We start from the raw sequence: 20,628 nt of genomic DNA on the forward strand, positions 1-20,628 counted from the left end.
GGGAGTCTTAGCCATTCTCTCCTTCTTTGCCCGGCGCGTGTCGCTGTCGCTGATCACACTGTTCCTGCTGAGCATCATGGTGTTTCTGGGTGGCCAGGTGCTGCCCGGAAATGTCGGGCGCGCCATATTGGGACCGTTCGCCGACCAGCGCGCTGTCGATGCGCTCAACCACACGCTCGGTGTCGATCGCCCGCTGCTGACCCAGTACTGGAGCTGGATCTCGAATTTCGTCCAGGGCGACATGGGTACGTCCTATATCTTCCGCTCGCCGGTGGCGCCCTTCGTGATGGATGCGCTCGGCAACTCGATGAAGCTAGCGCTGGTCGCCTTCGTGCTGGTGGTGCCGATCGGCATCCTCGGCGGCGTTATCGCCGCGCTCAATCTCAACCGGCCGCTTGACCGCATCATCAGCCTCGGCGGCCTCTCGGTGACGGTGCTGCCGGAATTCGTCACCGGCATCATCCTGATCCTGATCTTTGGCGTCTGGCTGCGCTGGCTGCCCATCTCCGCCGCATGGCCGAAGGATGCCGGCTTCTTCACCCAGATCTATTACCTGATCCTGCCTTCGCTGCCGCTGTTCCTGGTGCTGTTCGGCTATATCGCGCGCATGGCGCGCTCGGGCATGATCGAGGCACTGGATTCCGACTATACCCGCACCGCCGTGCTCAAGGGCCTGCCGTGGCGCACGGTTATCTGGCGGCATGTGCTGCGCAACGCGCTGCTGCCGACCATCACCGTCATCGCGACGCAGACCGGCTACCTCATTGGCGGCCTCGTGGTGATCGAGACCCTGTTTCGCTACCAGGGCATCGGTTCGCTGATCTTCACCGCGGCACGCGGCAAGGACTTCCCCATGCTGGAGTCCGGAATTCTCACCATCGGCATCGTCTATGCCGTGGCGACGCTGGTGGCCGATTTTCTCTATTCCGTGCTCAATCCGCGGATCCGGCTGGGGACAGATCAATGAGCACAACTCAAGCACAGATCAGCCCGCCTCCGGCCGACGATACCCGCCGGCGCAGCCCCGCCGCCGAGGTTTTCTTCTCCCTGATGCGGTCCGGCACCTTCCTCACCGGTCTTGCGATCGTCCTGTTCTGGGTGGCCTGCGCCCTGTTCGGTGAACATTTCGCACCCTACGACCCGCTGGCCGACGACATCATCAACGGGCTGGCGCCGCCTTCCGCCGAACATTGGTTTGGCACCGACCAGATCGGCCGCGATGTCTTCTCGCGCGTCATCGTCGGTTCACGCGACATCCTGACCGTGGCGCCGCTGGCGACCTTGCTGGCCACAGTGATGGGCACGACGCTCGGCCTGTTCACCGGTTATTTTCGCGGCCTGGTCGACGACGTCGTCAGCCGCATCCTCGAAGCTTTCATGGCGGTCCCGGTGGTCATCGTCGCACTGCTGGCGATCGTGGCGCTCGGCACATCCAAGACCACGGTCATCATCGTCATCGGCTTCAGCTTCGCGCCGATCATTGCGCGCACCGTGCGCGCCGCCGTACTCGCCGAACGCGAGCTCGACTATGTCGCCGCCGCGCAACTCCGGCATGAAAGTGCGCTGCATACGATGTTCGTCGAAATCCTGCCGAACGTCATCCCGCCGATCCTGGTGGAGACGACGGTTCGGCTCGGCTATGCGATCTTCGCCGTCGCCACGCTGTCTTTCATGGGCTTCGGCATCCAGCCGCCCTCGCCTGACTGGGGGCTTTCGATCTCCAGCAACTACGGCATGATCGGCGGCGGTTTCTGGTGGACGGTGCTGTTTGATGCACTCGCCATCGCGTCGCTGGTGATCGGCGTCAATCTGGTGGCCGACGGTGTCCAGGGGGCGTTGAATGACTGAGCCCGCCCAAGCACTGACTGAGAAGGCTGAAAACGCGCTCGAACTGCATGACCTTTCGGTGGCCTACCGCGTTGCCGGCCGCAACCGGGCGGTGCTGCGCAATCTCAGTCTCAACATCGGCCAAGGCGAAGCTTACGGGCTGGTCGGCGAGTCCGGTTGCGGCAAGTCCACCGTCGCGCTCTCCGTCGTCCGCTATCTGCCGCGCAATGGCTCGATCACAGGCGGGGCGATCTCGCTCGATGGCCGGGATGTGATGAAGCTGGACGCCGAAGCGTTGCGGCAGGCGCGGGCAAAAAGCGTCTCGATGGTCTACCAGGATCCGGGCAAGGCGCTGAACCCGTCGATCCGCATCGGCCGCCAGTTGACCGAGATATTCGAACTTGGCGGCATCACCGGACAGGTAGCCACCGACCGCGCCATCGCCATGCTGAACCGCGTGCGCATTTCCGATCCGGCAAGCGTCATGCAGCGCTATCCGCACCAGCTGTCGGGCGGCATGCAGCAACGTGTCGCCATCGCCATGGCGCTTGCCAACGACCCAACGATGCTGATCCTCGACGAGCCGACGACCGGCCTCGACGCGACGGTTGAAGCCGAGGTGCTCGACCTGATCGCACAGCTGCGGCAGGAATTGTCGGCCTCGATCCTGTTCATCAGCCACAACCTGGCCGTCGTCTCCAACATGTGCGATCGGGTCGGTGTTCTCTATGCCGGCATGCTTGTGGAGGAAGGACCAACCGATGTCGTGTTCAACGATCCGCGCCATCCTTACACCGTCGCGCTGCTGCGCTGCCTGCCGCGCGGCGGACAACGCAAGGACCAGGGCCGCCTCGACACCATTCCGGGCTTCCTGCCTGGCATCGGCGCTGTGATCAAAGGCTGTGCCTTCGCCGACCGCTGCGCGCTCGCCGACGACCGCTGCCGCACGGAATTGCCGCCGCTCTACGAGCTTGGCGATCGCCACGGGGGCAGCCGGCTGTCGCGCTGTCACTACCACGAACAGGCGCAGTCCCTGCCGCGCGCCACGCCAAGCGATGCAGCGGCTCCCGCGCCGAAAGCCACGGCTGAGCCGGTGCTGCGCGTTGCCGGGCTGAACAAGACCTATGCAAGCCACGGCCATGCATTGCGCGCCGTGAAAGATGTGACGCTCGATCTGCGGCCCGGGGAAACGCTGGGGCTGGTCGGAGAGTCCGGCAGCGGCAAGACGACCTTCGCCCGGCTGCTGCTTGGCCTGGTGCCACCTGATGAGGGCGGCACCATCGAACTCGAAGGTAAGGCGCTGGCGCCACGGCTTGAAAACAGAACCGCCGACCAGATCAAGGCGATGCAGATCGTCTTTCAGAACCCGGACTCGGCACTCAACCGTTCGCACTCGATCCGGCATCTGATCGGCCGCGCCCTGAAGCGGCTGGCGGGGCTCAGCGGCAAGGCGCTGGAAGCACGGCTCAACGACCTGGTTCGTTCGGTCCGGCTCACGGACCGGCATCTTGCCGTCAAGCCACGCCAGCTCTCCGGCGGGCTGAAGCAGCGCGTCGCCATTGCCCGCGCCTTCGCCGGCGACCCGCGCATTGTCGTCTGCGACGAGCCGACTTCGGCGCTCGACGTGTCGGTGCAGGCGGCCATCCTCAACCTGCTCGCGGACCTGCAGTCGAAGGAAGACGTCAGCTACATCTTCATCTCGCACGATCTCGCCGTCGTGCGTTATCTCTCGGACAAGATCGCAGTTCTGTATCTCGGCCGCATCATGGAACTGGGGCCATCGGAAGACGTGTTTTCCGGCCCGCATCACCCCTATACGGAAGCGCTGCTGTCGGCCGTGCCGAAACTCGACCAGACGGAGACATCACGCATTCGCCTGGATGGTGAGATTCCCAGTGCCGTCAACCCGCCAAGCGGCTGCGTGTTCAACACCCGCTGCCCGCGAAAGCTCGGCGCGATCTGCGAACAGCAGGAGCCGCCACTGGCCGAGGCCCAACCCGGTCACGCAATCCGCTGCCATATTCCTTATGCGGAACTGGCGAGGCTGCAGAAAGCGGTCGAGATCGAACCGGCATAGTGAGAGCATAGCGGTTACATCTCGCCCGCCATCACGAAGGCGCGGCCGCCTTTCGCGAAGCCCTGCTCCGCGGACCACTCCCCTGCCAGGGTCCGCAGCCCTTTCAGCGCAACGTCCAACGTGTCCGACGAGGCAGGATTGCTCGGATAGGCAAGATAGATCGGGCGCTGGAAAACCGGCGCATCCTCGACGCGGCGCATTTCACCGCGCGCGATATGGCCACTCACCGCGCTGAGCGGCAGATAGGCCGCCGCCTTTTGTGACAGCACATGCTGCAGGCCGATGAAAACCAAGCCCGCCGATATCGCCGGCTTCGCCATCGCCGCAAAGGCCCGGTCGTGTTCGATGCGGAACTCCAGTCCCCAATCCATGAGGATGTAGTTTTCGCTCCACGGCCGCGTTTGCTCCGCGTGCTGGACCAGGATGACCTGGTCGATCGCCAGTGTCTCAAAGACGATGCCGGGATGCGGTCGCGGCAGATAGAGAATGCAGATGTCGAGCAAGCCTTCCGCCAGCTGATCGATCGCCAGGTCGGGGAAACTGCCCTCCAGCCGCAACGCCACATTCGGCCGCTCGGCGCGCATCCAGGCGATCCAGGGCGAGGTGATGCGGTCCCAGAGATAGGCGGGCGCGGTGAGCCGCAGCAGCGTCTCATAGCCATCGGGAACAGCGATATCCTGACGCGATTGTTCCCAGGTGCGGGTGATCGAGGAGGCGTGTGGCAGGAACTGCCGGCCAGCAGGCGTCAGGCTGACTCCATCCCGGTCGCGCACGAAAAGGCGGCGGCCCAACTGCTCCTCGAGCCCCCTGATCCGGGCACTGATCGTGGACTGAGCCAGGTTGAGCCGGCCAGCCGCGACCGTGAAGCTGCCATGCTCGGCGACCTCCAGAAAACTGCGCAGGTTTTCAGTGTCCATGTCTTGGCTCCTGCATCGAAATTCTCGATGGCTCCTATCAAAAAATATCGCTTTCCGGCTGCGGTCAACAATGAACTAGATGCGCAACCCCAAGACAAGCGAGGAATGCAGCCGTGCCAGAGCATTTCAAGATGATCGATACAGTCCGCGGAAAACTCACTGAAATCGAAAATTCCGCTGTCGACGAATTGCTGGCAGGCCGGCTCGATCGGCGCGGTTTCCTGCGCCACGGCAGCATGCTCGGCCTGTCACTGCCGTTCCTCGGCAGCCTTGTCGCGGCAGCCGGCCTTGGTGTTCAGGAGGCGCGCGCCGAGGGCACGCCGGGCGGAACCGTTCGCGCCGGCATCGCCACGCCGGGCGGCGCCATCGATCCCGTCACCTACTATGACAGCGGCAGCTATCAGCTGGTTTTCCAGACCGCCGAGTTTCTCTGCGTCACCCAGCCGGATCTCACCCTGCGGCCGGTGCTGGCGGAGAGTTGGGCGCCCAATGAGGACGGCAGCGTCTGGACCTTCAAGCTGCGCAAGGGCGTCAAATTCCACAATGGCGAGGACTTCAAGGCCGACGATGTGGTCGCTACATTCGATCGGCTGGCCGACACGAACGGCGCGTCGAATGCATTGTCGGTATTCAAGGGGCTCCTGTCGAAAGGCGGCACGCGGAAGGTCGACGACCATACCGTTGCCTTTCATCTCGATGCGCCGAACGGCAACTTTCCCTATTCGGTGTCGATCGACAATTACAACGCCGTCATCCTGCCGGCGAGCTACAAGGGCGACTACGAAAAAACCTTTGAAGGCACCGGACCCTTCCGCCTGGAGAGCTACACGCCCAAGGTCGGCGCAACCTTCATCCGCAATCCGGACTATTGGGGCGAGAAGGCCCTGCCCGACCGTCTCGAATTCAAGTTCTACGCCGATGTGCAGCCGCGCATCCTCGCGCTGCAGGCGGGCGAAGTGGACCTTCTCGACGCCATTCCGCTCGATGTCAGCCAGGTCATGCTCAACAACCCCGACATCACGGTGCTGCGCGTCGCCTCGACCGCGCACCGCCAGCTGCATATGCGTTGCGACACCGGCCCGTTCACCGACAAGCGCGTGCGCCAGGCTTTGGCGCTGTGTATCGATCGCGGCAAGCTGGTCGATGGTCTTTGCCACGGCATGGCGGCAGCCGGCAATGACAGCCCCTTCGCGCCGGCCTTCCCCTCAACCGACAAGACGGTGCCGCAGCGCGTTCAGGGCATCGCCAAGGCCAAGCAGTTGCTGGAGGCTGCCGGCCTTGCCAGCGGCTTCGACATCACCCTGACCACGCTGCGCTATTCGGACATTCCCGGCTATGCACAGTTGTTTCAGAATTTCGCCAAGGAAATCGGCGCCCGCATCTCGCTCAACATCGAGGACCAGGACAAATATTACGGCAAGGCGGTGTTCGGCCAATCGGACTGGCTAGACAGCCCGCTCGGCATCACCGACTACGCGCACCGCAGTGTGCCGAATGTCTTCCTCAAAAGCCCGCTGGTCAGCGACGGCCCTTGGAACGCCGCGCATTTCAAGAGTTCCGCCTATGACGGCATGGTCGCCAGCTATCAGAAGGCGCTCGATATCGGCGCCCAGCGTACGGCCGCGTCCGACATCCAGAAACTGCTGCTCGACGAGACGCCGGTGATCTTCAGCTACTTCCCCGATTTGCTGGTGCCGGTGCGCAGGAATGTGAGCGGCTTGCCGCCAATCGCCGCCGGGCTGCTGCTCGATCGCGTATCGATAGGCTGATCGTGAACCAGATCACCAAGGCCAGGAAACGGGAGGCCACCATTCGCAAGCGCCATCTGCGCGGCCGCGGACCACATTTTCCGCTGCTCGACAACATCACCCAATATGATTTCGAACCGGGTTATGTCGCCTTCACCATGCCGACGCTGAAGCGGCTGCGGGTGCAGGTGGGCTCGATGACGGTCGCCGACACGGTCAACGCGCTGGTGCTCTACGAGTCCGACCATCTGCCGGTCTATTATTTCCCGATGAGCGATGTGCGCGAAGAGTTTCTGTTGCCGAGCACGACGACGACGGAGAGCCCGTTCAAGGGCGTGGCCACGCACTATTCGCTCAACACCGGCGTGACGCTGGTCGAGGACGCCGCCTGGCGCTACGCCAATCCGGTCAAGGGCTGCCCGCCGATCGGCGACTACATGTCGTTCTTCTGGAGCAAGATGGGCCATTGGTACGAGGAGGACGAGGAGATTTTCGTCCATGCCCGTGACCCATTCCGCCGTGTCGACTGCCTGCCATCGCAACGCCGTGTGCAGGTCATTCTTGACGGCGAGCAAGTGGCGGATTCACGCCGTGGCGTGTTCCTGTTCGAGACTGGCCATCCGGTGCGCCACTATCTCCCGATCTCGGATACGCGGCTCGATATGTTTTCACCCAGCCGCTACATCTCGCGCTGCCCTTACAAGGGCATCTCCAGTTACTATCATGTCACCACCGGCACCAAGCGCCACGAGAACATGGTCTGGTACTATCCCGAGCCGGTCCACGAAGCTGAGCGCATCAAGGGCTTGGTGTGCTTCCACCATGAACTGGTCGACAAGATCCTGATCGACGGCGTCGAAATCCCCAAGGAAGCCACGGCCGCATCCGACGGCTATTTCTGAGCGCCCTCGCCCGGGGCACGGAACGCTTGCCGTCGGGGTACCGCAGCGGATACCCTCTTAAGCCAAGGAGGGCATTCCATGGATCTTTTCAAACTGAACGGCGATGTCGCGCTGGTCACTGGCGCCGGCAGTGGCATCGGCCAGGCCGTCGCGATCGGACTGGCCGAGGCAGGCGCCGATGTCGCCTGTTTCGGCCACGCCTCAAAGGGTGGGCTGGACGAAACCGCTCAGCGGATCACGGCGCTCGGCCGCAAGGCGCTGGTGCTGACCGGCACGGTGACATCGGAGACAGATCTTGCAGCCGCGATCGATCGGGTCGAGAGCGAACTCGGTGCGCTGACGATTGCCGTCAACAATGCGGGCATAGCCGGGTCGGAGCCCGCCGAGACGCTGTCGCTGGAGACATGGCAAAGGGTGCACGAGGTCAATGTTGCCGGCGTGTTCCTGTCCTGTCAGGCCGAGGCACGCAAGATGCTGGCGCGCGGCAAGGGTTCGATCATAAACATCGCCTCGATGTCCGGCACGATCGTCAATCGCGGGCTGACGCAAGCGCACTACAACTCGTCGAAAGCCGCCGTGATCCACATGTCGAAAAGCCTGGCCATGGAGTGGGCCGACCGTGGCCTGCGCGTCAATGTCGTCAGCCCAGGCTACACGCTGACGCCGATGAACAAGCGGCCGGAGGTGGCCGAAGAGGTGAAGATCTTCAAACGCGACACGCCCATGGGCCGCATGGCGGCCCCGGAGGAGATGGTTGGGCCGACGGTGTTCCTTGCCAGCCGCGCATCGAGCTTCGTCACCGGCCTCGACCTGATCGTCGATGGTGGCTACGTCTGCTGGTAGGGTCAGCCGGACTTCGCCTGCAGTCTGAAATTCGGCGGCAAGCGTGGCGTTAGGCGTTGCGCGAGATGAACCTTGGTATATATAATTTCATCTCATGAAAATGGCTCAGGCGAGATGCTTGCCCGGGTCGTTGGCCGAAATCGTGGGACCTTGATGGCTCGCAAGTTTCAGAGCGCCGCAGCGCTGGCAACCGATCCGTGGATGACTGCTTCGGCAGCAATCTCCCGGCAGCCATGACGCGGCCCCTTCGGCACAACATCATTTTCTTCGACCTGAGCATTATTTCGCCTGCGCCGGCCCCAGCCGCGCTGCTGGCGAGAACGGCCTTGCGCAACGATGAACCTTTCCAACACAATCAAGAAAAGCCGCAAGAAGGGAACCAACGCTAATTTCACCACAGCTTGAAGGAGAACAAGCATGTCATTTCGCAGTCGCATCTCGAGACTTTCGGCGGGCGCACTCGCGCTCGCGACGGTAAGCCTGCTCTCGCCATCCGCCCATGCCGCGGCACCTGAATCCAACGACCCGATCAAGATCGCGCTGTTCGACTGGACCAGCGTCAATCTCAACGCCAAGATCCTCGGCGGCATCCTGGAGAAGCTTGGCTATACCGTCGAATATCCGACCGCCGACTACCTCTCCAGCCTGACCACCGGCCTGACCAACGGCGACCTCGATGTCGGCATGGAGTTCTGGGACACCACCGCCGGCGAAGCCATGAAGGCCTCAGACGCCACCGGCCAGACCGAGCGTCTCGGCAAGCTAGGCCCCAAGGCCAAGGAAGAGTGGTGGTTTCCAGAATACATGAAAGAGAAATGCCCCGGCCTGCCCAATTGGGAAGCACTGAAGGACCCGAAATGCGCCGAGGCCTTCTCGACAGCGGAGACCGCGCCGAAGGGCCGCTATCTCGGCGGGCCGGTAACCTGGGAAGGCTTCGACGACGAGCGCGTCGCGGCGCTGAAACTGCCCTTCACCGTCATCCATGCCGGCACCGACGCGGCGATGTTCGCCGAACTGGATTCGGCCTATCAGCGCAAGGCGCCGATCATGCTGTGGATTTACTCGCCGCATTGGGCGCCGGCCAAGTACAAGGGCGAGTGGGTGCAATTCCCCGAATATACGCCCGAGTGCTACAACGACCCGAAATGGGGCGTGAACCCGGACGCCAAATATGACTGCGGCAAGCCGCATGGCGAGATCTGGAAATACTCCTGGAACGGCATGAAGGACAAATGGCCGGTCGCCTACAAGGTGGCGAAGAACTTCACGATCGACACCGACGAGCTTAACAAGATGAGCGGCGAGGTCGACCTCGACGGCAAGAAGCCGGAAGACGTCGCCGCCGCCTGGATCGCCGCGCATGAGGCCGACTGGAAAGCCTGGGCGCAGTAATCGCTCCGACTGGAAATCGCGAGACCCGGCCATCAAGAGCCGGGTCTCTGGTTCTGACGTTCCAGAAGGACGATTGAATGACGGATACGACTGAACAAGCGCCAAGCGTGGCGGGCATGGCAATGGATGCGCGCCCGATAAAACTCGCCTGCCGCAATGTCTGGAAGCTGTTCGGATCGAACGCGGCAGCTTTCATCCGCGAGCGCGACGGCAAAGCCAGTACCGCCGATATCGCCGCCGCCGGCCTGGTTGGCGCGGTGCGCTCTGTCGACCTCGAAATCCGCCAGGGCGAGATCTTCATCATCATGGGGCTTTCGGGGTCGGGCAAGTCGACGCTGGTGCGCTGCATGTCGCGGCTGGTCGAGCCGACGCATGGCAAGGTCGAGTTCGAGGGCAAGGATCTCCTGAAAATTTCGGATGCGGCGCTGATCGAGCTCAGGCGGCACCGCATGGGCATGGTGTTCCAGAACTTTGCCTTGCTGCCGCATCTCAACGTGCTGGAGAACATTGCGTTTCCGCTCAGCATTCAGGGACAGGACCGCCCGACGCGTGAGAAGCGGGCGCGGGAGGTGATCGAACTTGTGGGCCTGCGTGGCCGCGAACATTTCTATCCGCGCGAACTGTCGGGCGGCCAGCAGCAGCGTGTCGGCATCGCGCGCAGCCTCGCCACCAAGCCGGAGATCTGGTTCCTCGATGAACCGTTTTCGGCACTCGACCCGCTGATCCGCCGCGAGATGCAGGATGAGTTGATGCGGCTGCAGACCATGCTGCACAAGACCATCGTCTTCATCACCCATGATTTCGACGAGGCGATCCGGCTGGCCGACCGCATCGCCATCATGAAGGATGGCGAGGTCATCCAGATCGGCTCGCCGGAACAGCTGGTGGTCAATCCAGCGACCGACTATGTCGCCGAATTCACCCGCGATGTCGACCGCGCCAAGGTGATCTCGGCCCGCAGCCTGATGCGCGCCTGCGACGGTTCGGAGCATGGCGGCACGGTTACTCCGGAGGCCAAAATATCGAGCTTCTCGGCCAGTATCGTTGCCGCCGGCAAACCCTTCGCCGTGGTCAACGGCACCGGCAAGCCAATTGGCGAAGTGACGCCCCAAGCAGTGATCGATCTTCTCGCCGGCATCGAGCGCACCGGAGCCCGCACATGACGGTGACGGCCAGTATCGGGGGGGCAAGATCGCGCCCGGCTCAGGCCTGGTTGCTGGTCTGGGCGCTGGCGCTGGCCGCCGTGCTGGCGGTGTTCCTGCTGCAGGACAGAATGCCATGGGCCGTGAACTACCCTGCCGAGGCGACCGTACCCGTCGCTGACTGGGTCAGCGCACTGATGACCTGGATCAAGGTGAACCTGTCCTGGTTGACCCGCTCGATCACCGCAGTGCTCGGCGTGCCGCTCGACTTCGCGCTCAACCTGCTGGCCAAGAATTTCAAGATCGGCCATGGCGCCGAGGCTTATGTCTTGCCACGCCTGTCCTGGGTTGGTGTCTGCGCGGCGGCTTTCCTGGCCGGACACGCGGCCGGCGGCCGCAAGCTCAGCGCGCTGGTCGGCGGCTGCTTCCTCTACATCGCATTGTTCGGGCAGTGGACGAGCGCCATGCTGACGCTCGGGCTGATTTCGATCGCCGTGCCGTTCTGCATCATCACCGGGCTCTTCGCCGGCATCTGGGCGTGGCGCAAGCCGTGGGCCGAAAGGCTGATCGTCTCTCCCGCGCTTGATCTCATGCAGACGATCCCGACATTTGCCTACCTCATCCCGATGCTGCTTCTGTTCGGCAACAGTCCGGTTTCCGCGATGATCGCCACCGCCATCTTTGCCACGCCGCCCATGGTGCGGGCAACGATGCTGGGCCTGTCGCGGGTGCCCTCCGAGATCGACGATTTCAGCGAAATGGCGGGCTGCACGGCGCGGCAGAAACTGTGGCGCGTGCTTTTGCCATCGGCACGGCCGACGCTGATGGTCGGCGTCAACCAGGTGATCATGCTGGCGCTCAACATGGTGATCATCGCCTCGATGATCGGTGCCGGCGGGCTAGGCTATGACGTGCTGCTGGCGTTGCGGGCGCTGAAGGTTGGAGAAGCCATGGAGGCAGGGCTCGCCATCGTGGCGCTGGCCATCGCGCTCGACCGGCTGAGCCAGGCGATGGCGCGCAACCACGCGAAAGGCCAGGTCCATGGCGAAATCCCTGCGAATCTCTGGCGGCGCTACCCGTACCTGACGCTCGCCATCGCGATCCTCATCGTCACCACCTTGCTCGGCCTTTTCATCCCGGCTTTCGCGGCTGTGCCAACGGCGATTACCTTCACCACCGCGCCATTGTGGAAGGCGGCGGTGAACTGGGTAACGATCAACTTCTTCGACACGATCGAAGCGTTCCGCGTCGCGCTCATTCTCAACGTGCTGAACCCGGTGCGGGCTTTCTGCGAGGGCTTCCCGTGGCTTGGCGCCGTGTTTCTGCTCGGGCTCGCCGGCTATCAGCTCTCCGGGTTGCGTCTCGCCGCCTTGGTGGCGGTGCTGACCGCCTTCTGCGCGGTCACCGGCCTCTGGGAAAAGACCATGGCGACGGTCTATCTCTGCGGCATCTCGGCCTTCCTCGCATGCCTTATCGGCATTCCGATCGGGTTGATGGCGTCACGCAGCGACCGTTTCGAGAAGATCGTCACGCCTGTTATCGACACGCTGCAGGTATTGCCCTCGTTCTGCTTCATCATTCCGGTGGTGATGCTGTTTCGCGTCGGCGACGTCACCGCCATGATCGCGACTGTCGCCTTCGCCGTGGTGCCAGCCATCCGCTACACCAATCACGGCATAAGGCAGGTGCCGCCAGCGCTGATCGAGGCGGCAAAGGTCTCAGGCTGCACGCCGCGCCAGACGTTTTTCCGAGTGCAACTGCCGCTGGCGCTGCCGGAGATCATGCTGGGCGTCAACCAGACCATCCTGATGGCCTTGGCAATGATCATCATCTGCGCCATGGTCGGCACCCGCGATCTCGGCCAGGAAGTGTTCATCGCGTTGTCGAAAGCCGATTCCGGCCGGGGCATCGTCGCCGGCCTGGCCATCGCCTTCATCGGCATCGTGGCGGACCGGTTGTTCAATGCCTGGACGGCGAAGGCCCGGGCGAAGCTTGGATAGTGCTGGGGGCAAATGTCTGATCCGGGTGAGCCGCCATTCACGGTGCTGGTTTTCGATATGGCCAGAACCGGCAAGCCGGATGGCGAGCATCAGATTTCCGGTTTTGGCACGCTCGAAGACGCAACTGCCTATGCCATCGCCCGGGTTCGCGGCTCGGTGGAAGAGTTGCGCAAGCCGGGCATCACGGCGGCGGAGCTAAGGCAATTCTGGTCGATCCATGGCGAGGACTGCACCGTGCTGAACAGCCCGGTGCGCGGCAGCGATCTGCTCGACCTGTTCGTCGCGACGCCGGCAGCACCTGCCGAACGCAACTGGCAGGCGCTGGCCCCCAGATTGCGCCGCTTCCGCGCCGGCCTGCTCCTGTCCAACGACAATGACGAATCCGTCTGGTGCGGCGGCTTCTTCCGCGCGACCTACAAACTGTCAAGGCAAGGCCTGCTCGACCGCTTCGGTACCGACGCCACCGCCATCTTTGTCAGCAAGGGCATCACGCCGGCCGTGGCGACAAAAATGCTCGTCTCAGGCTACTTCGAGCTTCCCGATCCGCCCTACCCGCCGCCAGGCGTGACGCTGCGATCCTGGAAGGTGGAGGTTGGTTTCGTCTGCCACGACGTGAAGTTCGGCGGCGATGCGAGCGGCGTTTTCGCGTGGCCCGATGAGCCAGTCGACTGGGCGCTCAGAACCATGCAGTTCCTTTTGATGGCCGATATGATGGCGATGCGCGGCGATGGCCCGGACTGGGCCAACGACTGCGATGTCCTCTCGGTCAAGGTGACGGAGACCGACGCCGCGCCCGAGTATCCGCTGGATTGAAAAGCAGCAGCCTTTAGCTGGGACATGATCTTTTCCGAAAACCGGTTCCCACTTTTCGGGATCATGACCTACTCCGCCGCGACGCCTTTCACCTCGAGATAGCTTTCCATGGAATCGTCCAGCGCCTGCAGCCACGGGGTGTGATGCAGCGGCGCCATTGTGCCCGTCATCAGCGAGCGGTAGGCGTGGTCGCGGAAGCTCATGATGTCGTCGACCTTGTGGTGCTCCCACTCCATGAAGGTCTGGTTGACCGCCTCGACATCGAAGCCGGGATAATCGGTCTGGTCCATCAATTCCTTGGTGTAATCGCCCTGAAACCAGATCATCTGCTCGGCATCTTCAAGCGTCTCCTCACGCGCACGCCATTTCGCGCCATGCGCCGCCATCGCCTCGAGTGAGGGCAGTTTGATGCGTCCCATGATGACGTCGCGGGCAAACCAGGCCTGCGCATCGAACATGTTGAAAGTGTAGAACTGGTCCTGCATGCCGATGAAGGAGATCTTCGGGTTCTTCTCCCAGACAACGCCTTCATAGAGCCCGTCCGGCCACATGCGGTTGGCGGTTTTCAACTTCAGGTCTTCGGTGAGGAACGGGAAGGAATGGAGGTAGCCGGTGCACAGGATGATGGCATCGACATCCTTCGTCGTGCCATCCTTGAAATGCGCCGTCTTGCCGACGACCTTCTGCAGCAGCGGCACTTCCTTCCAATTCTCCGGCCATTTGAAACCCATCGGCTTGGAACGGTAGCTTGAGGTGATCGATTTGGCGCCGTATTTGTAGCATTGCGAACCGATGTCCTCGGCCGAATAGGAGCGACCGATGATCAGGATATCCTTACCCTTGAATTCCATGGCGTCGCGGAAATCATGGCTATGCAGGATACGGCCATTGAAGGTCGAAAAGCCCTCGAAATAGGGCACGTTCGGCACGGAGAAGTGGCCTGAAGCGACGACAACATTGTCGAACTCTTCCGAGTAGGTGACATCGTTGGTGCGGTCATGCGCGGTGACGGTAAACTTCTTCGTCGTGTCGGAAAAGGTGACCATGCGCACCGGACTGTTGAAGCGCACCCATTGGCGCACACCCGATTTTTCGACACGGCCCTTGATGTAATCCCACAGCACGGCGCGCGGAGGATAGGAGCCGATCGGCCGGCCAAAATGCTCTTCGAACGTGTAGTCGGCGAATTCAAGGCATTCCTTCGGCCCGTTCGACCAGAGGTAGCGGTACATGGAGCCGTGCACCGGGTCGCCATGCTCATCGAGACCCGTGCGCCAGGTGTAGTTCCACAGGCCACCCCAGTCGGACTGCTTTTCGAAGCAGACAATTTCGGGAATGTCGGCGCCCTTGTCGGCAGCGGACTTGAAGGCCCTGAGTTGTGCCATGCCGGATGGCCCGGCTCCGATGACGGCAACACGACTTTTCATTCCGGGCCTCCCGATCTGATTTCGACTTTTGTCTTGACGCAATTCCGGACGGAAAACCGTTCCACACGTTTCCTGGAATTGCTCCTACGAAACAAATTTCACTGACAGGACAGTAATTGCCCCTTCGATGCTGTCAACAGCCGTTGCGCGGAAACCGTGTTTCGCTAGGCGAGATTTCACGCAAAACTCCGTTACGGCCGACAGCTGGATCATGCGCTTGCGCTCTCAAGCGGCTTGCTGTCGCGGTTGCGCTGTTGTATCGGCGCCTGACATGTTCACCTAGGGTGAAATAAATCGGCGGATTGCTCGGGGGCAACGTGGCAAAGAAATCGACTGATCCCAAACCTGTGGCCGCTCCCGCAAAGACCAAAGCGGCACCCAAAAGTGCCGGGGCCGATGGCCGAACCATACGGACGCCACTGACCCAGAACCCTCATGCCATTCGCGATACGCGTGAAAAGGTGCTGGAGGTCGCGATCGGCCGCGAGGTGCGGGCATTCCGCAAGAAGCTCGGCATTACCGTTGCCGATCTCGCGGTTGCCACCGACATTTCGCTTGGCATGCTGTCGAAGATCGAGAACGGCATCACTTCGCCGTCGCTGACCACCTTGCAGGCGCTGTCGCGGGCGCTCGGCGTTCCGGTTACCGCCTTCTTCCGCCGCTTCGAGGAAGAGCGCAGCGCCGTCTTCGTCAAGGCCGGCCAAGGCCTTGACGTTGAGCGCCGCGGCACACGCGCCGGCCACCAGTACAACCTGCTCGGCCATATCGGCTCGAACACCAGCGGCGTCGTGGTCGAGCCTTACCTGATCACGCTGACGGAGGATTCGGATGTGTTCCCGACCTTCCAGCACGAGGGCATGGAGTTTCTCTACATGCTCGAGGGCGAAGTCGTTTACCGGCACGGCAGCAACCTCTACCCGATGAAGCCCGGCGACAGCCTGTTCTTCGACGCCGATGCCCCGCATGGACCGGAGCAGCTGACGAAGCTGCCAATGCGTTATTTGTCGATTATCTGCTATCCGCAGAACAGCGCTGGGTAAGACTTCGTCTGGATTGTTTGCGCTGCCCCTCATCCGCCTGCCGGCACCTTCTCCCCGTTTAGTGACGGGGAGAAGGGACAGGCTTCATCGCTGGCGACCCCTCTCCCCGTTCTTCACGGGGAGAGGGTAAGGGTGAGGGGCAGCACCCACCTTTCAGGGAGTGTCAATCCGGCCCAAACCCCGGACTCGTTGCACTCCCGTCATCCAGTTTCGACAGCCATTCGACCAGCGTGGGGCGAAAACGGGTCAGGCCCTTGTAGTTGGCCAATTCGTCGGGCAGATCGCGGATCACGCGATGCAGCCGCCTGGCCCATTTCGGCTGCGTCACCAGTTCATCCATCTTGATCAGGTAGCAGCGGATCGGGAAGACGATGCCGTTCGAGCGAGGCAGCCGCCAGAAGCTCTGCAATTCTACGCGCAGATGCACCTTGTCGCCGACATTTTCGGGCGTCACCGTCGCGCGATCCGGGCCCCATTTGTGGTAGTTTTCCGGGCTGGTATCGAGACGCGGATTGATGGTCATCGTCCAGTTCAGGCGCCTTGCCGGCTTGCCTTGCTGGATGTTGGTGAGGAATTTCAAAGCGCGCGTGAAAATGCCCTTCTCGTGCGCCAGCGGCACCGGGGCGTGCCACTCGAAGAAATTCATGCCGATGTCGAAATCGAGCGACCAGTCGGCCTGGGTGGTGACCATGCCGGCGTCCATCCAAAGATTGCCGTCGCGCTGGTCGAGAATGCAGAAATCGCCCTGGCTCTGCCGGGTGATGTATTCCATCGGGCCGTAAGGCAGTGTCGAGGTGTCGCCGAAGGTGAAGGTGTCGTCGATGCCGAGCGGCCGGTTGATCCAGCGCCAGCGGTCGCCATCACGGGTCAGGGTGAAATGCTCGGGGTAGCCAAGCGCCTGCTGCTCCATCAGGAGTTCGAGCAGATCCCAGCCGGCCAGCGTCATGTGCGGCAACGACTGGCAGCGCAGCGGATCCTCGGCCAGCACCAAGGCGCGGTCCTGCATCTCGGCGACATAGTGCTCGTCAACGTCGATCAGGTTTTCCAGCACGCTGCCTTTCGGGCCGACGACATGCGGCTCGATATTGACGGCGTACATGTAGGCGTCTTCGTGGAACGGGAACGGAAACCGGCGGATGTGCTCCGGGCTGTTCTTGAAGGTGAAGTCATCGCGGAACGTTTCCTTGCGAAAGGTAATTCCCAAGCTCGCCTCCTATCTTTCCAAAACCAGCGACCGGCCCTCGAAGCGCGACACGCATGGCATGATCTTCTTGCCCGAACGGTGCTCTTCCTCGGTCAGCCAGTGGTCGTTGTGAATGAACTTGCCATCGGCGGAAATGACGTTGGTCTCGCACTGGCCGCAGACGCCGCCACGGCAAAGATAGGGGGGATCGACACCGGCTGCCTCGATCGCCTCAAGCAGGCTTTGTTGCTCTCCAACGCGGATGGTCTTGCCGCTGATCGCCAACGTCACATCGAAAGGCGCTCCGGGCTGCGGCGCGGCAAAATGCTCGAAATGCACCGTTTCCGAAGGCCAGCCCAAGGCGGCCGCGCGGTCCCTCACCCAGCCGATCATGCCGGCCGGGCCGCAGACATAGAGATGCGTGCCGAGTGGCTGCGACGACAGCAGGCGGTCGAGTTCGATGCGCTCGCCCAGGTCATCGTGATAGAGCCTGACGCGGCGGTCGTAGCGTTCCCGCAGCACATCGGCGTAGGTGCCGAGCGAGGCGGTGCGGCAGGTGTAGTGCAGTTCGAAATTACCGCCTTCGGCCGCCAGCTGCGTGGTCTGCGCCATGAACGGCGTGATGCCGATGCCGCCGGCCAGCATCAGGTGCTTCTTGGCCCTCAGATCGAGCGAGAACAGGTTGACGGGATAGCTGACAACCATTTCCAGGCCCGGCCGGACCTGGTTGTGCATGAACAGCGAACCGCCGCGGCCGACATCGTCGCGGCGCACTGAGATCGTGTATTCGCGTGTGTCGAGCGGCGATCCCATCAAGGAATAGGGATTGAGCCGGGTCCGTTCGCCATCGCGCATCTCGACGACGACATGCGCGCCACCGGAGAAAGTCGGCAGCAACTGCCCGTCGCGCCGGCGGAAATGGAAGCGGGTGACCAGATCGTTGACCGGGACGACGTCGCTCACGACAACATCGAGCTTGGTGGTGCCGGTGCTCATGGGAAGGCCTCCTCGATGGGAGGAATTTCGCTGCGGTCCTCGGCATTGATGCAGACGCCCTGAAACGCCGCGATGCGCCTGGAATAGTGGTCGCGCACCAAAAGCAGCAGGCCGCAATGCGAACAGGCCGCCGGCTGCGTTGTCACGTTTTCGGTGATGCCCTTGCAGTGGACGCATTGCATGCGCCGCGCCAGCGAGCCGCGATGCTCTGTTAGCATCGAGGTATGATCGATGCCGGCTTCCAGTGCGGCCTGCATGGCCTGGCCGATGAGCCCTTCCGTGCCGGCGAGATAGACGCGCAGGCCCATATGCGCATTAGTCAGCGTCTGCTTCAGCCTAGGCAAGGCGCTGGCGAAGGAAGGACCCTGATAGAACTGCGCCGGGCCCAGGGCCTCCAGCGCCACTACATTGGCTTCGCTGCCAGAGCCGGCGATATAGATGATGTGGGCATCCGTGAAAAATCCGGCCGGTGCCTTCGCCGCCATGTCGGATATCGCGCGCGCGCCTTCGGCGTCCGCGACGAAAAGATGATGCCTGCCAAGCTGCGGAGACAGGGTTCCGTAGACCGGCCGGCTGATGATGCTCTTCGCTGCCATCGGCAAAGTATGCCTCAGCCTTTCGCCGTCCGCTTGGCCTTCTTTGGATCATCGAAGGGAAGCGGCTGCGCGGTCGCCTTGATCGCGCCGCTCTTGTTGCGGATCTCAAGCTTGGTGCCTTGCACGGCGCAATCGACATCGAGCCGGGCAATACCCATCGATTTCTTGACCAGCGGCGAATACATGGCGCAGGTCACCACGCCGACCTTCTTGCCGTCGCGATAGACCGGCGCGCCCTCGTCGGCGGGCTCCTTGCCGTCGAGCAGCACTCCATAGATCTTGAAGCGTTCCTTGCCCTTCAGACGATAGTGTTCCTCAGCGCCACGGAACCCCGTCTTGCCTGGGCTGACGGTGAAGTCGAGGCCGAGTTCCCACAGCGTGTCGCCGGGGCCTTCGTTCTCGAACGGATATTTCTGCGAATTGTCGTAGGGGTAAAACAGCAGGTAGCTTTCGACGCGCAGCATATCGAGCGTGGTGAAGCGGCACGGAATGATGCCGAGGCTCTTGCCCTCGTCGAGGATCCTGTCCCAGATCGTGCCGGCGTCCTGGCCACGGCAGAATATCTCGTAGCCGCGCTCACCAGTGTAGCCGGTGCGCGAGATCATCACAGGCAAGCCGAACAGCTGCGTCTGCATGTGGTGGAAATAGTTGAGGTCGCGGATGCCAGGCACATGCTTGGCGAGGTAGTCGACCGCTTTCGGCCCCTGCAGCGAAAGGTCATGCAGATTGTCGTCGAAGCGCAGCGAGACATCGCGGCCCGTGGCGGCGCGCTGCAGTTCCTCATGGCCCGTGCCGGACCCATGCACGACCATCCAGGCATTTGGGCCGGTGCGATAGAGGATGCAATCGTCGGTGAATTTTCCGGCCTCATTCAGCATGCAGGCATAGGCCGACTTGCCGGGATAGATCTTCTCGACGTCACGCGTCGTCGCCAAATCAATCAGATGGGAGGCATGCGGCCCTGATATGTGGACCTTCTTCAAGCCGGACACGTCCATCAGCCCCGCCTTGGTGCGGATGGCCAGATACTCCTCGTCGGCGTCCTTGTCGTAGGTCCAGGCGGTTCCCATGCCGCTCCAGTCTTCGAGCTTCGAGCCAAGCGCGCGATGGCGGTCCGCCAGGGTCGAAAATCTCCAGGATGCCGTCATCCGTTCGTCCTCCGTTTCGAAAAATCTCTGCTGTTCCCTGCTCCCTGCTCAACGGCGGGAGCCTTGGCTGAATATTGAACGCAAACGGCCAAGGCCTGCAATACCCATAAGCAATTAATTTCATTGTCAGGCAAAATCCGGTGCATGGAACAAACAGTTAACGCAGCGTAAAATTGGCTTGACAATTCCAGAATTCGGCCTGAATTTATGAAAAAAATTTCACTCTCTTGAAAGAGGGCAGCGCGCGGCCAATTCGGGGCCGGGCGTTGGAAAAAGGGGAAAACCGATGTCCGACATGCAGCAGCGCATTGAAGCGCTGTACCGTTCCGACGTGCGCGGATCGGTACTTCTGATCGTTTGCCTCTGGGCGACGATCCTCTTCGTCCTCGTGATGACATGGCCATACATCCCCAACATGGGGATCAAGGTGGTTGTCGCCGCCGCGGCCGCCGCCGTGCTGATCTTCAATACCGCGGCGATCCTGGCGATGGTCAACCACTACAAGGAAGACAAGGATTTCATCTACGGGCTCGACATCAAGAACGCCGACGCGTTCCGCAACCGCAAGTCCTGAGGG

Annotated in this window: 19 protein-coding genes; 12 read left to right on the plus strand and 7 right to left on the minus strand. The window is 62.2% G+C overall.

The window, feature by feature from the left end; translation table 11 throughout:
• The first annotated feature begins 76 nt into the window (after positions 1 to 76).
• The 3 genes from GA829_RS28415 to GA829_RS28425 are packed head-to-tail and all read left to right on the plus strand — an operon-like array spanning position 77 to position 3,904.
• Positions 77 to 967 carry an ABC transporter permease gene (locus GA829_RS28415; protein ID WP_258052369.1) on the plus strand — a complete coding sequence of 297 codons (891 nt, stop codon included), beginning with the start codon at positions 77 to 79 and terminating at the stop codon, positions 965 to 967.
• Positions 964 to 1,848: an ABC transporter permease gene (locus GA829_RS28420; protein WP_195175875.1), complete on the plus strand. Its 885-nt coding sequence runs from the start codon at positions 964 to 966 to the stop codon at positions 1,846 to 1,848. Before GA829_RS28415 ends, GA829_RS28420 begins: the two co-directional genes overlap by 4 nt.
• Complete coding sequence (locus GA829_RS28425) at positions 1,841 to 3,904, plus strand: dipeptide ABC transporter ATP-binding protein (RefSeq protein WP_195175876.1); 2,064 nt, start codon at positions 1,841 to 1,843, stop codon at positions 3,902 to 3,904. The genes GA829_RS28420 and GA829_RS28425 overlap by 8 nt, the downstream gene beginning before the upstream one ends.
• Positions 3,905 to 3,918: 14 nt before the next feature.
• On the opposite strand, the gene GA829_RS28430 is transcribed toward GA829_RS28425, so the two are convergent.
• Positions 3,919 to 4,821, minus strand: a complete 903-nt coding sequence (locus GA829_RS28430) for a LysR family transcriptional regulator (RefSeq protein WP_195175877.1) — start codon at positions 4,819 to 4,821, stop codon at positions 3,919 to 3,921.
• A 113-nt stretch (positions 4,822 to 4,934) separates the two neighbouring features.
• On the opposite strand from GA829_RS28430, the gene GA829_RS28435 reads away from it, so the two are divergent.
• The 3 genes from GA829_RS28435 (at position 4,935) to GA829_RS28445 (ending at position 8,314) form a co-directional block, all read left to right on the plus strand.
• A complete protein-coding gene (locus tag GA829_RS28435; RefSeq protein WP_195175878.1) occupies positions 4,935 to 6,590 on the plus strand; it encodes an ABC transporter substrate-binding protein in 1,656 nt (551 codons plus the stop codon).
• An 83-nt stretch (positions 6,591 to 6,673) separates the two neighbouring features.
• A complete protein-coding gene (locus GA829_RS28440; protein WP_374940436.1) occupies positions 6,674 to 7,471 on the plus strand; it encodes a DUF427 domain-containing protein in 798 nt (265 codons plus the stop codon).
• Between the two features lie 78 nt (positions 7,472 to 7,549).
• Positions 7,550 to 8,314, plus strand: a complete 765-nt coding sequence (locus tag GA829_RS28445; protein WP_195175879.1) for an SDR family oxidoreductase — start codon at positions 7,550 to 7,552, stop codon at positions 8,312 to 8,314.
• A gap of 167 nt (positions 8,315 to 8,481) precedes the next feature.
• Here GA829_RS28445 and GA829_RS28450 read toward each other — a convergent pair whose 3' ends face one another.
• Positions 8,482 to 8,733, minus strand: a complete 252-nt coding sequence (locus GA829_RS28450) for a hypothetical protein (protein ID WP_195175880.1) — start codon at positions 8,731 to 8,733, stop codon at positions 8,482 to 8,484.
• Between GA829_RS28450 and GA829_RS28455 the strand changes: the two genes are divergently transcribed.
• The 4 genes from GA829_RS28455 (at position 8,732) to GA829_RS28470 (ending at position 13,661) form a co-directional block, all read left to right on the plus strand.
• Positions 8,732 to 9,706, plus strand: a complete 975-nt coding sequence (locus GA829_RS28455; protein WP_195175881.1) for an ABC transporter substrate-binding protein — start codon at positions 8,732 to 8,734, stop codon at positions 9,704 to 9,706. The genes GA829_RS28450 and GA829_RS28455 overlap by 2 nt on opposite strands.
• Positions 9,707 to 9,783: 77 nt before the next feature.
• Complete coding sequence (locus tag GA829_RS28460; protein WP_195175882.1) at positions 9,784 to 10,869, plus strand: quaternary amine ABC transporter ATP-binding protein; 1,086 nt, start codon at positions 9,784 to 9,786, stop codon at positions 10,867 to 10,869.
• Complete coding sequence (locus GA829_RS28465; protein ID WP_195175883.1) at positions 10,866 to 12,848, plus strand: ABC transporter permease; 1,983 nt, start codon at positions 10,866 to 10,868, stop codon at positions 12,846 to 12,848. Before GA829_RS28460 ends, GA829_RS28465 begins: the two co-directional genes overlap by 4 nt.
• A gap of 12 nt (positions 12,849 to 12,860) precedes the next feature.
• Positions 12,861 to 13,661 (plus strand): hypothetical protein, encoded by an 801-nt coding sequence (locus GA829_RS28470; RefSeq protein WP_195175884.1) that lies wholly within the window; start codon positions 12,861 to 12,863, stop codon positions 13,659 to 13,661.
• Positions 13,662 to 13,729: 68 nt separating this feature from the next.
• On the opposite strand, the gene GA829_RS28475 is transcribed toward GA829_RS28470, so the two are convergent.
• A complete protein-coding gene (locus GA829_RS28475) occupies positions 13,730 to 15,088 on the minus strand; it encodes an NAD(P)-binding domain-containing protein (RefSeq protein WP_195175885.1) in 1,359 nt (452 codons plus the stop codon).
• A gap of 317 nt (positions 15,089 to 15,405) precedes the next feature.
• Here GA829_RS28475 and GA829_RS28480 point away from each other — a divergent pair, with 317 nt between their 5' ends.
• A complete protein-coding gene (locus GA829_RS28480) occupies positions 15,406 to 16,128 on the plus strand; it encodes a helix-turn-helix domain-containing protein (protein ID WP_195175886.1) in 723 nt (240 codons plus the stop codon).
• Between the two features lie 163 nt (positions 16,129 to 16,291).
• On the opposite strand, the gene GA829_RS28485 is transcribed toward GA829_RS28480, so the two are convergent.
• Genes GA829_RS28485 through GA829_RS28500 form a run of 4 tightly spaced genes read right to left on the minus strand, consistent with a single transcriptional unit; the run spans position 16,292 to position 20,051 of the window.
• Entirely contained in the window at positions 16,292 to 17,332 is a 1,041-nt protein-coding gene (locus tag GA829_RS28485; protein WP_195175887.1) for a heme-dependent oxidative N-demethylase family protein, read from the minus strand.
• 9 nt (positions 17,333 to 17,341) lie between these two features.
• Positions 17,342 to 18,307, minus strand: coding sequence for a PDR/VanB family oxidoreductase (locus GA829_RS28490; protein ID WP_195175888.1), 966 nt, complete (start codon positions 18,305 to 18,307; stop codon positions 17,342 to 17,344).
• Positions 18,304 to 18,903: a dimethylamine monooxygenase subunit DmmA family protein gene (locus GA829_RS28495; RefSeq protein ID WP_195175889.1), complete on the minus strand. Its 600-nt coding sequence runs from the start codon at positions 18,901 to 18,903 to the stop codon at positions 18,304 to 18,306. Before GA829_RS28495 ends, GA829_RS28490 begins: the two co-directional genes overlap by 4 nt.
• A 14-nt stretch (positions 18,904 to 18,917) precedes the next feature.
• Positions 18,918 to 20,051, minus strand: a complete 1,134-nt coding sequence (locus tag GA829_RS28500; protein ID WP_195175890.1) for an aminomethyltransferase family protein — start codon at positions 20,049 to 20,051, stop codon at positions 18,918 to 18,920.
• A 286-nt stretch (positions 20,052 to 20,337) separates the two neighbouring features.
• Here GA829_RS28500 and GA829_RS28505 point away from each other — a divergent pair, with 286 nt between their 5' ends.
• On the plus strand, positions 20,338 to 20,625 hold the full coding sequence (locus tag GA829_RS28505; protein ID WP_195175891.1) for a hypothetical protein: 288 nt from the start codon (positions 20,338 to 20,340) through the stop codon (positions 20,623 to 20,625).
• The last annotated feature ends 3 nt before the right edge of the window (positions 20,626 to 20,628 follow it).

This window comes from Mesorhizobium sp. INR15 (assembly GCF_015500075.1).
Classification (GTDB): Bacteria; Pseudomonadota; Alphaproteobacteria; order Rhizobiales; family Rhizobiaceae; genus Mesorhizobium.

Coding starts and splice junctions, on each gene's coding strand:
- GA829_RS28415 (WP_258052369.1), top strand. CDS start 77: ATGGTGTTTCTGGGTGGCCAGGTGCTGCCCGGAAATGTCGGGCGCGCC.
- GA829_RS28430 (WP_195175877.1), bottom strand. CDS start 4,821: ATGGACACTGAAAACCTGCGCAGTTTTCTGGAGGTCGCCGAGCATGGC.
- GA829_RS28420 (WP_195175875.1), top strand. CDS start 964: ATGAGCACAACTCAAGCACAGATCAGCCCGCCTCCGGCCGACGATACC.
- GA829_RS28495 (WP_195175889.1), bottom strand. CDS start 18,903: ATGGCAGCGAAGAGCATCATCAGCCGGCCGGTCTACGGAACCCTGTCT.
- GA829_RS28500 (WP_195175890.1), bottom strand. CDS start 20,051: ATGACGGCATCCTGGAGATTTTCGACCCTGGCGGACCGCCATCGCGCG.
- GA829_RS28505 (WP_195175891.1), top strand. CDS start 20,338: ATGTCCGACATGCAGCAGCGCATTGAAGCGCTGTACCGTTCCGACGTG.
- GA829_RS28465 (WP_195175883.1), top strand. CDS start 10,866: ATGACGGTGACGGCCAGTATCGGGGGGGCAAGATCGCGCCCGGCTCAG.
- GA829_RS28445 (WP_195175879.1), top strand. CDS start 7,550: ATGGATCTTTTCAAACTGAACGGCGATGTCGCGCTGGTCACTGGCGCC.
- GA829_RS28425 (WP_195175876.1), top strand. CDS start 1,841: ATGACTGAGCCCGCCCAAGCACTGACTGAGAAGGCTGAAAACGCGCTC.
- GA829_RS28455 (WP_195175881.1), top strand. CDS start 8,732: ATGTCATTTCGCAGTCGCATCTCGAGACTTTCGGCGGGCGCACTCGCG.
- GA829_RS28475 (WP_195175885.1), bottom strand. CDS start 15,088: ATGAAAAGTCGTGTTGCCGTCATCGGAGCCGGGCCATCCGGCATGGCA.
- GA829_RS28470 (WP_195175884.1), top strand. CDS start 12,861: ATGTCTGATCCGGGTGAGCCGCCATTCACGGTGCTGGTTTTCGATATG.
- GA829_RS28490 (WP_195175888.1), bottom strand. CDS start 18,307: ATGAGCACCGGCACCACCAAGCTCGATGTTGTCGTGAGCGACGTCGTC.
- GA829_RS28460 (WP_195175882.1), top strand. CDS start 9,784: ATGACGGATACGACTGAACAAGCGCCAAGCGTGGCGGGCATGGCAATG.
- GA829_RS28450 (WP_195175880.1), bottom strand. CDS start 8,733: ATGCTTGTTCTCCTTCAAGCTGTGGTGAAATTAGCGTTGGTTCCCTTC.